This window comes from Paenibacillus sp. 1001270B_150601_E10 (assembly GCF_015558675.1).
Classification (GTDB): domain Bacteria; phylum Bacillota; class Bacilli; order Paenibacillales; family Paenibacillaceae; genus Paenibacillus_B.
The window spans coordinates 283,133-296,131 of record NZ_JADMOL010000007.1; the positions used below are offsets into that span (position 1 = coordinate 283,133).

A 12,999-nucleotide genomic window follows, 5' to 3' on the forward strand; every position below is an offset into this window, starting at 1 on the left:
CACTGCAAGGCCGCCCTCTGATACGTCATGTGCGGACTTCACGAGTCCATTCTGGATGAGCTTCAGGACCGTCTTCTGCAAGCGAAGCTCGGTATCAAGCTCAAGCACGGGTGGACGCCCTTCTGTGACTCCATGAATCACCAGTTGGAACTCACTGCCCCCAAGCTCTGCCTTGGTATCGCCAAGCAGGATCACAACGTCGCCCGCTTGTTTAAAGCCTTGTGTTGTGATGTGGTCTGTATCGTGAACCAAGCCAACCATGCCGACAACCGGTGTCGGATAGATCGCATCCTTGGCATTCTCATTATATAAGCTGACATTTCCCCCAATAACCGGAGTATTAAAGTGGCGGCAAGCCTCCGCCATGCCATCAACGGATTGCTCCATTTGCCAGAAGTTCTCCGGCTTCTCTGGATTACCGAAGTTCAGGTTATCTGTAATCGCAAGCGGCTCTGCACCAGAGCACACGACGTTGCGTGCAGCTTCAGCAACCGCGATGCGCCCACCCATGTAAGGGTCTAAGTAAGTGAAGCGGCCGTTGCAGTCTGTCGTCATCGCAATCGCCTTGCGCGTGCCGCGTACGAGAACAACTGCTGCGTCAGAGCCAGGCGCTACCGATGTGCTGGCGCGAACCATGCTGTCATATTGGCGGTACACCCACTCTTTGCTTGCTACCGTTGGGGAAGCCAGTACTTTTAGCAGCGAGTCATTCACATCTGCAACTTCCTCGTAGCGGTTCGTATCCACCGCTTCGTTCGTTGTATAGTAAGCCGGTACTTGAGACGGCTTCTCATATACCGGGCACTCATCCACGAGCCCGCGAACCGGCATGTCAGCAACAACTTCTCCGCCGTATACGAGGCGAAGGCGTCCATCATCGGTTACACGCCCCACCTTGCGGCAAATCACGCCCCAACGCTCGAAGATCTCCATTGCGATCGGTTCGTTATGCTCTTCGATAACGAACAGCATGCGCTCTTGCGATTCGGACAGCATCATCTCATACGGCGTCATGCCCTGTTCGCGCTGCGGTACCTCATCAAGAATAAGCTCCAAGCCGTTGCCCGCCTTGCTTGCCATCTCTGCGCTGGAACAAGTCAAGCCTGCAGCACCCATATCTTGAATACCAATCACGATGCCGGATTCAATTAACTCTAGGCAAGCTTCCATCACCAGCTTCTCCATGAACGGATCGCCAACCTGAACCGCGGAGCGCTTCGCTTCGGACTCCTCTGTCAATTCTTCAGAAGCGAAAGTGGCGCCGTGAATGCCGTCACGGCCTGTAGCTGGCCCTACATAATAAACCGGGTTGCCTACACCGCTTGCAACACCGCGCTGAATGTCCTCATGGTCGATCAGGCCTACACACATTGCATTTACGAGCGGATTGCCCTCATAGCTGGAATCGAACATCACTTCGCCGCCCACGGTTGGAATCCCGATACAGTTGCCGTAGCCGGCAATGCCGGATACTACATGCTCGAACAAATAACGCACGCGCTCATCGGTCAGATTGCCGAAGCGAAGCGAGTTCAGCGTTGCAATTGGACGGGCACCCATCGAGAAGATGTCACGGATAATGCCGCCCACGCCTGTTGCGGCTCCTTGGTAAGGCTCAACCGCTGATGGATGGTTATGGCTCTCAATCTTGAAGCACACCGCTTGGCCGTCGCCAATATCGACGATCCCTGCGCCTTCACCTGGACCCATCAACACGCGCTCGCCTGTCGTAGGGAATCGCTTCAAGAGAGGCTTGGAATTCTTATACGCACAGTGCTCGGACCACATCACGCTGAATACGCCGATCTCGGTATAGTTCGGCTTGCGGCCCAAGATTCCGCAGATGAGATCATACTCGGAATCCGACACGCCCATCGTCGCATAGATACGCTCGCTTGCGATCTGTTCAGGAGTCGGCTCCTTCGACATGTTGATCTTGCCCTGTTCAAGAGAATCAAGCGTAATCTTAGTTAACGTTTGCATGACGTTCCCTCCAAGCCTTCATTATCGATGTAAACATACGCACGCCGTCGGATGAGCCAAGCAAGTCGCTAACGGCTCGCTCTGGATGCGGCATCATGCCAAGCACATTGCCTTTTTCATTGACGATCCCTGCAATGTCGTTCAAGGAACCGTTCGGATTGTCTTCATACGTAAATACGATTTGTCCGTTCGCTTGCAGCTTCTCAAGCGTCTCTTCATCACAGTAATAGTTGCCTTCACCGTGTGCGATCGGAATATTGATTCGCTCATCTTGCTTATATTCGGAAGTGAACGCTGTATCTGGTCTAACGACGCGAAGCATCGAGCCATGACAGCGGAATTTCATGCCTGTATTGCGGCGAAGCACGCCTGGAAGCAGGCCTGCTTCCGTAAGAATTTGGAACCCATTGCAAATCCCAAGGACGTATACACCCTCTTCAGCAGCCTTCGCTACGGCATTCATAACCGGAGCAAAGCGCGCAATCGCGCCGCTGCGAAGATAATCACCATAGGAGAAGCCTCCAGGGACGATGATAAGATCATAGCCTGTCAGTTCTGGATTCGTATGCCACACACGTTCTACCGTTGCATCGGTCATCGTTTCTTCTACGGCATGGACGCAATCAAAGTCACAGTTCGAGCCTGGAAATACAAGTACCGCTACCTTCATGACTTAGTCCTCCAATTCGTAACGATAGTCTTCAACAACAGGATTGGAGAGAATTTGCTCGCACATCTTTTTAAGATCCGCCTCTGCCTGCTCACGGTCGGATGTTTCAAGCGTTAACTCCAAATACTTGCCAATGCGCACGTCCTCGACTGCCCCATATCCCATCGTATGAAGCGCACGTTGAACGGCCGCGCCCTGTGGATCAAGTACATTTGCCTTTGTTGTGACATAAACCTTTGCTTTGAACATCTGTTTAGTTCCTCCCCAGTGATTGAGATGAGTTGTTTGGTCTAACATAATCAACGCAAAAAGGCCCGTTAGACAGCTCATTTGGAAGCTCTATCTATCTCGGACCCCTAATCTTGTACTTCAAAAGAAAGGCAAGAAACGACGCATGCGCGCTGATGTTCATTCCTAAATCCTGTCATCCCTCAGGCATGCCGCTGCTTATCGCTTTCTCCCGTAGTCCAAAGATTTACGGTCTTCGGGTAGAGACTTCGGGCCATATTCCCCGAATTATACGAGAGCTATCATTATACGTCATATATGAACTTAGCTTTAGTGTAACAGCCTTCAAATCCCTATGTCAACCGCTAAACACGAACATTATATCTTTTCAAAAAATATATAGTTCGTTTTTGTGAAAATAGACCTATTCCGATCCCCCTTCATATTTTCCACCACATGGAAAACAGCAACAGCCGCTTCCTTCAACAGAAGCGGCTGTTCACACCTTAATGGGTTAATCGATTCAAAATATCTACATAGCGTTTCGTTGTCTCTTCAACGACATGATTGGGGAGTGGGTCCGGCTTGCTGTTCTTGTCCCAGTCCGATTGGGCAAGATACGTGCGAACAGGCTCCTTGTCCATGCTGTCAATCTCCACGTCCAGGGCATAATTCTCCTTCGCCCAGAAGCGAGAGCAGTCAGGTGTAAAGATCTCGTCAATGAGAATAAGCTCGCCATCAATCAAGCCGAACTCGAACTTGCAGTCCGCCAGAATAATCCCTCGTTCTTCGCAGTAGAGGCGTGCGAATTCATACAGCTCAAGGCTCTTCTCACGAAGCTTGAGCGCAAGCTCTTCACCAATCATCTCCTGCATCGTAGCAAAAGGGATGTCTTCATCATGGCCAACATCGTTCTTCGCTGCCGGTGTAAAGATCGGCTCAGGAAGACGCTCATTCTTGCGAAGGCCAGCAGGCAAAGCAATGCCGTTTACCGCTTGTGTCTTCTCATACTGGCGCCAGCCGCCGCCTGTAATGTAGCCGCGAACGACGCATTCAATATCAATGCGCTGTGCCTTCTTTGTGAGCATCGTGCGCTTTTTAAGGGGCTCAGCCTCTGCAAGCACCTCTCCAAGCTTGTCGACATCACAATGAATCATGTGATTCGGCAGAATGGAGCGTGTCTTTTCGAACCAGAACTTGCTGAGCTGGTTCAGCACATTCCCTTTCTCGGGTACTGCTGGATCCAACACGTAATCGAAGGCGGATATACGATCCGTCACCACGATCAAGTACTGTTCGCCAAGATCATAGAGCTCACGAACCTTGCCTTTGTACGTAAGTGGCACCTTTACGAATGCTTCTGCACTTGCGATCGCTTGCACCTCGGCTTGCCCTTTGCCGACAGCCTGTTCATTTGTTGTTGTCACGCTAAACAACCTCCCCATGTTCTCCCAAGCTACTAGACGGTGTTTCAAACTTTGTTTTAAAGGCAGCGTCTTCTGTCACGTTATAAAGAAAACATTAACCACTGATTGCCTCGCTGCCACATCAAGGACAAAAGAATCTATCGCTGTAAAAAAACGGCCCGAGCCAGCAGCAACTCTGCTTCTGCTTGGACCGTTTATTGGCTTCTTAGTCGATAAGACCGACTTGGCGGAAGATCGTATCCACGTTCTTCAGGTGCCAGGATGGATTGAACGCATCCTCAATCTCCTCTGGAGACAGAACACTCGTAATCGCCTCCGTCTCTTGAACAATGCTCTTGAAGCTGCGCTGCTCTTCCCAAGCCTGCATTGCACGCGGTTGAACCGTGTCGTAAGCCTGCTCGCGAGCCCAGCCTTTATCGATCAGCTTCGTCATAACGCGGCCGGAGAATGGTACGCCATACGTACGCTCCATGTTGCGTTTCATGTTCTCAGGGAAGACCGTCAGGTTCTTCACGATGTTCATAAAGCGGTTTAGCATGTAGTTAAGAAGCATCGTCGCGTCTGGTAGAATAACCCGCTCCACAGAGCTGTGCGAGATATCGCGCTCATGCCACAGCGTCACGTTCTCGTATGCGCTAAGCATGTGACCGCGGATGACGCGTGCAAGACCGGAAATGTTCTCGCTTCCGATTGGATTACGCTTATGCGGCATCGCGGAGGAACCCTTTTGACCCTTTGCAAATGCCTCCTCCACTTCACGGAATTCACTCTTTTGAAGCGCACGGACTTCGGTCGCAAACTTATCAAGGGAAGTCGCGATCAAGGCGAGAGTGGCCATATATTCTGCGTGGCGATCACGCTGCAGTGTTTGCGTCGAGATTGGAGCTGGTGAAGTGCCAAGCTTCTCGCACACGAATTTTTCAACAAATGGATCGATATTCGCATAGGTTCCTACAGCACCTGAGATCTTGCCGAACTCAACGCCTCTTGCCGCGTGGCGGAAGCGCTCCAGGTTGCGGTTCATCTCGGCATACCACAAGGCCATTTTCAGACCAAATGTCGTCGGCTCTGCATGAACACCATGTGTACGCCCCATCATAGGGGTATCTTTATATTCAAGAGCTTTATTTTTTAGAATCTCAATAAAGTTCAAAATGTCCTTCTCTAGAATCTCGTTCGCCTGCTTCAGCAAGTAGCCGAGCGCCGTATCGACAACGTCCGTGGACGTTAGGCCGTAATGCACCCATTTACGCTCAGGTCCCACTGTCTCGGACACCGCACGTGTGAAGGCAATGACGTCATGACGGGTTTCCGCTTCAATCTCCAGAATGCGGTCAATATCAAAGCTTGCATGCTGACGAAGCAAAGCAACGTCTTCCTTCGGGATCGTTCCAAGCTCAGCCCATGCCTCGCAAGCGCATAGCTCAACCTCAAGCCATGCCTTGAATTTGTTTTCTTCCGTCCAAATAGCCCGCATCTCCGGGCGCGAATAACGCTCGATCATGATTGTGTATTCCTCCAAATATGATTAGTCTCTACCCATTGAAGCGCAGCTTCCACATCATCAGCTAATAGATTGATATGTCCCATCTTGCGCTCGGGCAATGCCTTGGACTTTCCGTACCAGTGCAGCTTCGGTATCACGCTTAACTGCTCTGCCGACTCGTCCTTCTTCTCCATCCATTGTAACATGCCTTCATGGTGTTTACCGAGCAGATTCGCCATGACAACAGGTGTGCGAAGGGTCGTATCGCCAAGCGGAAGGTTGCAGATTGCACGCAGATGCTGCTCGAACTGGGATGTAGCACAAGCATCCATCGTATAGTGCCCCGAATTGTGCGGTCTTGGCGCAAGCTCGTTCACGATGATCTGATGATCCTCGGTGACGAACATCTCAACTGCGATCAGGCCAACAACCTGAAGCGAATCGGCGATGCGGCGTGCAAGCCGTTCTGCCTCCTCTTGTACTTCAGCAGGCACTCGAGCAGGGACGATCGAGAGATGGAGAATATGATTGACGTGCTCATTCTCCGCGGCCGGAAAGGTCGCAATCTCACCGCTGGCATTACGCGCTGCAATCACGGACATTTCCATCACAAACGGAATGAACGCCTCCAATACGAGCTCCGTCCCCGCCCAGGCGAGATCCTCATAGGCTGCCTTCGCTTCCTCGACCTGCTTGATCATGCGCTGACCCTTGCCATCGTAGCCGCCAGTGGCCGTCTTCAACACGCCGCGGCCACCAAACTGAGCCAACGCTTCTTCCAATCGTTCAACCGAATCAATAGCGGCATATGGCGCGACGGGGACACCCGCTTGCGTCAAAGCTTCCTTCTCTCTCAGCCGATGCTGTGTCAGCTTAAGCAAATGGCTGCCCTGCGGGAGATAAGCTTCCCGCTCCAGCTTCTCAACCGTCTCCAGCGCGACATTTTCGAATTCATACGTAATTACGTCTGCAAGCTCGCCAAGCTTCGCTGCTGCAGCCAGATCGCTATAATCCGCCTGAATAAGCTTGGCTGCTTCGCTGCAAGGCGCATCGACAGCAGGATCAAGCGTGACCATGCGATAGCCCATCCGCAGGCCATCCAGTGCAAGCATGCGTCCAAGCTGTCCTCCTCCAAGAATGCCGATCGTGCTTCCTGGCAGCAAAGGAGCAGGCCCTTGATGCTGGACGGAAGCCGTCTTCTCTGTCGTGATATTTAGCTCGGATGCACGATATTGTTGCTCTGCTTGCTTGGTATCATGTTGTGCAGCAGAATGCCTTTTATCCAAAGATGATGTGTGAGTACCCTCTTCAACCATTGTGGAAACCATACTCTGCTTCGTCTTCGTTGTCATGATAACAGCTCTCCTGTATCCGCAACCTGTTGCCTTGTCCGTTCGCGACGCTCAGCAAGCCGCGCTCTTAAGGCTTCGTCTGTCATGCCGAGCATTTGCGCAGCGAGCAAGCCTGCGTTGGATGCACCCGCTTGCCCAATGGCTACTGTCGCTACAGGCACACCTGCTGGCATTTGCACGATGGACAATAAAGAATCGAGTCCGTTCAAGGTGGAGGACTTTACCGGAACCCCGATGACAGGAAGAACCGTCTTCGCCGCAACCATTCCCGGCAGATGCGCCGCACCTCCAGCACCCGCAATAATAACGCGTATGCCGCGATCGATTGCGCTCTCCGCATAGCGGAACATTTCATCAGGTGTGCGATGCGCAGAAACGACCTTCGCTTCAAAAGGTACCTCAAGCTCCTCCAATATATCGCATGCCTTCTTCATTGTTTCCCAATCCGATGTGCTCCCCATAATGACGCCAACAACCGGCAATCCTTGACTTGCTTGTGATTCGTTCACCATTGGTACTCTTCACCCTCCATGATTTCTAATCCAAGCCTCATTTTAGTGGTTAGTGGTATTTATAATGACGCATAGCCAAGCACTCTCTTGTCATTTGACTTGCCTGGTCTGCTGATTGGACCCCTCTACTTTCAGCGCGATTTCGTTCTCATTCTGCTTCGCTTCTCAAATAAAAAAGCCAAAGAGAACGACTCCCTTGGCCCGCAACTTGTGAAAATGACGCCAAAAAGGATCGAGAGCCTGATCCATAGCTCTCATCCTTATCCCTTAAGCACCACTTTCGTAGTCCAAAGATTTACGGTCTTCGGGTAGAAACTTCCGTCCATATTCACAGAATTATACGAAAATGAATAACATTCGATTATCTTTTGGTTCATACTCAGTTTATCAAGCCTCCGATTCACCTGTCAACCAAATACACGAACGATGTTTATTATAAAGTTTAGAATGTTCGTATATTAGACTTTTTTTCACTATACAGATCACGACAGCCTGATCTCCTTCTCTTCAATACCCATCGATTGATCTACCGGAACAGATAAAAAGCCAGCCCAGCATCCTTCAATCAGAGGAATACCAGACTGGCTTTAGTAAGATGAAATTATGATTTCATGACGAGCACAGGGATTCTAGAATTTTGCACCACATGATGGCTGACACTGCCTAGAACAAATTCCTTCAGGCCGCTCAATCCACGGCTGCCGATGATAATCAGGTCGTTATGATGCTTTTCTGCATAATTTAGAATGGCTTGGCCTGCAGGGCCTTGAATCAAATCCACGGTTGCACGGTCACCGAGGAAGCTGACCGTTTCTTTTGCCTGCGCCGATAGCTGTTCCGCATATTCGTAAATCTCCTCATTGACTTGCGGAGATGCTGTCGCAAACACGTCGCCGATAAAATACTGTGGCAGCTGGAAGATATGCACCACATTCACATGCACTTCCTTATCTTTTTCAGCCAAGTCTATAGCGTGCTGCAAAGCACTCTTCGAAGGCTCCGAACCATCATATGCCACTAATACACGTTTGAATTCCATAACATCATCCCCACTTTCCATCAGCTTCATTTCATGTGTTTAATCCTTTAAATCGTGTAAGGAGTATTACCCGAATCGAACAATGATGAAACCGAATATGACAATATTTACAACAAGGATAAATGGGATCCCTGCCGTAAACGTCGTATGCTGGGTTTTATGATGCTTATGATACATGCCAATAAGAACACCGAGCGCCCCTCCGAGCCAGGCCGTTCCAAACAGACGCTTCTCCGGTATGCGCCGCTTGCGCTTTACGGCTAGGTCCTTATCCACCGACATGAGGATGTACCCGATGATATTCAGCACACATGCATAAATAAAAACCACTAGAGTCAGTGTATGCACTCACACCCCTCCTTTAGATTTTATTATACATGCTGTCTATACGATGTTGAACGTGTTCTGTCACCTTGAACCTAAGGAGATACTGCATCACATGAATTTTCTTAGAACGTTCATTTTTTTCGCTGGCTGTTTATTTGCTACCTATGCAGCAGACTGTCCTTCCTGAACCCTATCTGCGCTTACTACGATAGGTGTGTTAAGCGCTTGATCCAATTCCTGCTTCGAGATCCAGCCAAGCTGATGCATACGATACAGCACAACTTGCTGGCGTTTCTTTGCTTTCTCTGGGTACTTGATTGGTGAATATCGCTCAGGAGCTTTTAACAGTCCCATCAGCATTGCTGATTCAGCAAGATTGACTGTCGGAAGCGAGCCATGCTGTGCCGTTGTTTTATGAAAATAAAATTGGGCCGCTGCCTCAACCCCGTACTTGCCATGGCCAAAATACACACGGTTCAAATACATATTCAAAATATCCTGCTTGCTGTAATGCCACTCCATATTCGCTGCAATCGCAATCTCCTTTAGCTTTCTTGTGAACAGCTTCTCCTGAGTTAAAAATAAATTGCGGGCAAGCTGCATCGTCAAGGTGCTTCCTCCTTGAGCCTTATGCCCCTCTCTAAGGTCCACCCATACGGAACGGGCCAGTCCAACGGGGTCAAATCCGGGATGCAAATAAAATCGATGGTCTTCTACAGCAAGTAAGCTGTCACTGACATAAGGAGGCATTTCTTCAACACGAATGACTGGAAAGCCATCCGGAGTTACCCCACTGTGTTGCACACTTGTATATAAGGCATTCAGCTTTGATTGATCGATCCATATACTGCCCGCAGCTGTAAGTCCTGCGTATCCCATAATCGGTATCAGGATAAAAATGCACAAGAGGCAGATGATTGCTTGCTTCCAGGATATTTTTCGAAACGAGTGTGAGCCGGATTGATGCTGCTCCTGTTCCTGTTGATCTTTGTTTTCTTTTACTGAACGATAGGCTTTGGTCGCATTCGTACGAAGCGGCACTAATACCGCGGCCGATACCGCCGGATGCTTGATGTGGCGAGAAGATGTATCCATCATTCTACCTCCTTTCCTTACTTCCACTTTACCTGAAGGGATGAAATGGACCTATCGATTTAACGAACAATTACCTTACATTGTTGCAACCTTCGGTAATGATGAACCAGCAATGCTTACTTTTAATTTACCCTATATATACGTAAGTAAAGCCAAATGCGGTCCCTAAACACGGCTCCACTCATTTTCCATAATGTTCAGACATTGCAGCATTCTTGTGCTTATAAAAAAGAAGCTTGAACCACCTGTGCGGTCCAAGCTTCCTATTGAGTATTGTTATGTTTAAAGAAGGTTGTTTGAAAATATAATCAACTTAGCTGCGATTAGCCTTCCAACCCTTTTTTCACCCAGCCAGCAACTTCCACTGTGCGTTTGGCTTGGTGCTTAACGCCGCCTTGTACATCTTCAACCAGTTTACCGTCTTGGCCAATTGTAACACTAGTGCCGTAAGGGTTGCCGCCAGAAGCAAAGGTAACAGGATCAGTGTATCCAGGAGCTGCGATAATAGCACCCCAGTGATGCATCATCGTGTACAAACTCAAGATCGTTGCTTCTTGGCCGCCGTGTGGATTGCTTGCACTGGACATTGCGCTTACGACCTTATTCATCAATTTGCCTTGGAACCAAAGGCCGCCAGTTGTATCCAAGAACTGCTTCATTTGAGAAGGCATTACGCCGAAACGGGATGGTACGCTGAAGATAATGGCGTCTGCCCATTCCAAATCGCTAAGCTGTACAACAGGCACATCTTGTGTAGCATCGACATGTGCTTTCCATGCTGGGTTGCTCTCGATTGCTGCTTGTGGCGCAAGCTCTTGGACTTTAAGGAGCTTGACTTCAGCACCAGCTGCTTCTGCTCCTTCTTTCGCCCATTGAGCCAATTGATAGTTTGTTCCTGTGGAGCTGTAGTAGATAATTGCCAATTTAACGTTTGCCATTTTAAAATCTCTCCTTTGATTTTACCTAAGTTATAGTTGAAATGTGTGGTATGAAAAATGATAAGATAACTCAGTTAACGTGTTCACCTGTCACTGCTTTTTCTGCTGCTTGTTCATTCAAGGAATCGCAGTTAACAACTGTTGCTAATCATCCTGTCCGATAGAATACGGACTATAGGATGCGCCTTTTGCAGCTGCGATATCCACTATACATGTATGTTCATTACCTATCGCCTCCTAATTACTATGCAAAGCAATAATCATACTAGCATTTTCTTTAATTAGAGATATTATAGCTTTGAAGTAATGGAATCACATATCATTCTTACCCAATTGCGTTCCCTCGTGAAACAGACTTCAATCAACAAATAAAAGTGATATAATCCTTGTACCTTGTAGCTTTTACCTGAAGTCATTGTAACGCCAATTTATCTTGATGTCAAGATATTGGTTTTCGAGTTTTTATTCCGCTGTCCAGCATTCTCCTTCTCTTACTTTTCAAAAACAGACGACTTACTGATTAATCCCCCCCCTGAATCGGGTACATACTATTGTACAGGTACAATTAAGGAGGATTCTTTATTTTGACACAAGCATGGAAATACGGAGCTTTGTCTCTATTTCTTTCCGCTGTATTAATCAGTGGTTGCAATTCAGATGCTAACGATTCAGGAACAGCTTCCTCTGGAGCTGAAGCATCGAATAATCCGGATACGTCACAAACAGAACAGGTTGCCGATCAAGGAAATGAAACCAAACAAACAGAAGGCACAGATGCCTCTAAGAAAGTGCCATCAACGCCTCAAGGAAATAATGGTGCTTCTGAGCAAAATTCCAACGAGGTTGAGCGAGTCGTATTCGATGGCTCTATAGGAAAGGGTTATCATAAGAAGGTTGAATTAATGAAGGATGGCAGCGAGCATGTCGTCATCACCAATCTAGAAGGAAATGTCCAAGTAGACAAACGTGAATACGAAGGACTCATTACAGCAGTCAATGGTCAAACACTTACCGTACAGCTAAAACGAGGTCTTGAGAAGCAAATCACGATACCTGCAGGGGCGAAGCTTGAAGACGACACGGGCAAAGGCTATCAAGTTGGACTTGAGATCGAATGGTCTCAGGACGCTGATGGAATTATTCTCGAAGTCGAGCTCGATGATTAATCTGATGTAAAAAATAGCGAGGAGCAACTAGTACCTTTTAGTTGCTCCTCGCTATTTTGTAACAGGTTAAACCTAGCCCGCGAATCAAAGAAGTTCGCTTATTCAAGCCTAATTTGTAATTAAGAATAATGCCATTTTTGGAGGATCCCTTATTTCAATAATATAATGAGTGAAGAACTTAAAAGAAGAGTGTAAATTCTGTAATCCCAAACAAGCTGCGTGGCACAAATGTAGAAATATCTTCGCTGAAAAAATTAGAATCATAGTCAGGATCATCGTCTTTAGATGCAATCCAGATGTTTCACACGGTCTTCTGCAAAGGCTGCATAAAGAATAGCCCACTGACTTGTGTCAGTGGGCTATTCTTGCTTGGCAACGTCCTACTCTCCCAGGACCCTGCGGTCCAAGTACCATCGGCGCTGAAAGGCTTAACAGTCGTGTTCGGGATGGGTACGCGTGGAACCCTTTCGCCATCGTCACCAAACGTGATTTTTCGATGCTATGCATCTCGAAATCTCTTCAGAAAATATCAGACTTTAAACTGCGCCGCATCTACTACTTTGGCTTATGCTTCAGCAAAAGATCATTCCTTTAAAGGACGTACAGCTCAAAATCTTCATTCAGGCTAGCACCGCCAAGTGCTATGTGCTTCCCTTCTAGATGCACTTGTCATCCAGTCAGGTCTTGCACCCTGAAAACTGATCGTGAAGGAAGTAAAGTCATCTTTTCTTTTAGGATAAGCCCTCGACCGATTAGTATTGGTCAGCTCCACACAT

At 48.4% G+C, this 12,999-nt stretch carries 12 protein-coding genes, 1 rRNA gene and 2 riboswitches; of the genes, 1 reads left to right on the forward strand and 12 read right to left on the reverse strand.

Translation table 11 applies throughout. From position 1 onward, the window contains the following. The 11 genes from purL to wrbA all read right to left on the reverse strand — a co-directional run. On the reverse strand, positions 1 to 1,983 hold a 1,983-nt coding region (gene purL, locus I2H74_RS17335), incomplete at its 3' end, for a phosphoribosylformylglycinamidine synthase subunit PurL (RefSeq protein WP_229106773.1). After that, positions 1,967 to 2,653, reverse strand: coding sequence for a phosphoribosylformylglycinamidine synthase subunit PurQ (gene purQ / locus I2H74_RS17340; RefSeq protein ID WP_195575477.1), 687 nt, complete (start codon positions 2,651 to 2,653; stop codon positions 1,967 to 1,969). The genes purL and purQ, both read right to left, overlap by 17 nt. A gap of 3 nt (positions 2,654 to 2,656) precedes the next feature. Next, complete coding sequence (gene purS / locus I2H74_RS17345) at positions 2,657 to 2,902, reverse strand: phosphoribosylformylglycinamidine synthase subunit PurS (protein WP_195575478.1); 246 nt, start codon at positions 2,900 to 2,902, stop codon at positions 2,657 to 2,659. A 194-nt stretch (positions 2,903 to 3,096) separates the two neighbouring features. After that, positions 3,097 to 3,197: riboswitch (purine riboswitch) on the reverse strand. 190 nt (positions 3,198 to 3,387) lie between these two features. Next, positions 3,388 to 4,263 (reverse strand): phosphoribosylaminoimidazolesuccinocarboxamide synthase, encoded by an 876-nt coding sequence (locus I2H74_RS17350; RefSeq protein ID WP_420707457.1) that lies wholly within the window; start codon positions 4,261 to 4,263, stop codon positions 3,388 to 3,390. Between the two features lie 250 nt (positions 4,264 to 4,513). Then, positions 4,514 to 5,812 carry an adenylosuccinate lyase gene (gene purB / locus I2H74_RS17355; protein WP_195575479.1) on the reverse strand — a complete coding sequence of 433 codons (1,299 nt, stop codon included), beginning with the start codon at positions 5,810 to 5,812 and terminating at the stop codon, positions 4,514 to 4,516. Next, positions 5,809 to 7,146, reverse strand: coding sequence for a 5-(carboxyamino)imidazole ribonucleotide synthase (gene purK / locus I2H74_RS17360; RefSeq protein WP_229106774.1), 1,338 nt, complete (start codon positions 7,144 to 7,146; stop codon positions 5,809 to 5,811). The genes purB and purK overlap by 4 nt, the downstream gene beginning before the upstream one ends. After that, positions 7,143 to 7,658 carry a 5-(carboxyamino)imidazole ribonucleotide mutase gene (purE, locus tag I2H74_RS17365; protein ID WP_229106775.1) on the reverse strand — a complete coding sequence of 172 codons (516 nt, stop codon included), beginning with the start codon at positions 7,656 to 7,658 and terminating at the stop codon, positions 7,143 to 7,145. Before purE ends, purK begins: the two co-directional genes overlap by 4 nt. A 263-nt stretch (positions 7,659 to 7,921) precedes the next feature. After that, positions 7,922 to 8,022: riboswitch (purine riboswitch) on the reverse strand. Positions 8,023 to 8,259: 237 nt separating this feature from the next. Beyond that, positions 8,260 to 8,697, reverse strand: coding sequence for a universal stress protein (locus I2H74_RS17370; protein WP_195575480.1), 438 nt, complete (start codon positions 8,695 to 8,697; stop codon positions 8,260 to 8,262). Positions 8,698 to 8,763: 66 nt separating this feature from the next. After that, complete coding sequence (locus tag I2H74_RS17375) at positions 8,764 to 9,045, reverse strand: DUF1294 domain-containing protein (RefSeq protein WP_195575481.1); 282 nt, start codon at positions 9,043 to 9,045, stop codon at positions 8,764 to 8,766. Between the two features lie 141 nt (positions 9,046 to 9,186). Then, positions 9,187 to 10,122: a transglycosylase domain-containing protein gene (locus I2H74_RS17380; protein ID WP_229106776.1), complete on the reverse strand. Its 936-nt coding sequence runs from the start codon at positions 10,120 to 10,122 to the stop codon at positions 9,187 to 9,189. 320 nt (positions 10,123 to 10,442) lie between these two features. Then, on the reverse strand, positions 10,443 to 11,057 hold the full coding sequence (wrbA, locus tag I2H74_RS17385) for an NAD(P)H:quinone oxidoreductase (RefSeq protein ID WP_195575482.1): 615 nt from the start codon (positions 11,055 to 11,057) through the stop codon (positions 10,443 to 10,445). Between the two features lie 584 nt (positions 11,058 to 11,641). Here wrbA and I2H74_RS17390 point away from each other — a divergent pair. Continuing rightward, the gene (locus tag I2H74_RS17390) at positions 11,642 to 12,223 is read left to right on the forward strand and encodes a hypothetical protein (RefSeq protein WP_195575483.1); all 582 of its coding nucleotides are present in this window, start codon (positions 11,642 to 11,644) and stop codon (positions 12,221 to 12,223) included. A gap of 367 nt (positions 12,224 to 12,590) precedes the next feature. On the opposite strand, the gene rrf is transcribed toward I2H74_RS17390, so the two are convergent. Next, positions 12,591 to 12,707: ribosomal RNA gene (rrf, locus tag I2H74_RS17395) — 5S ribosomal RNA — on the reverse strand. Between the last annotated feature and the right edge of the window lie 292 nt (positions 12,708 to 12,999).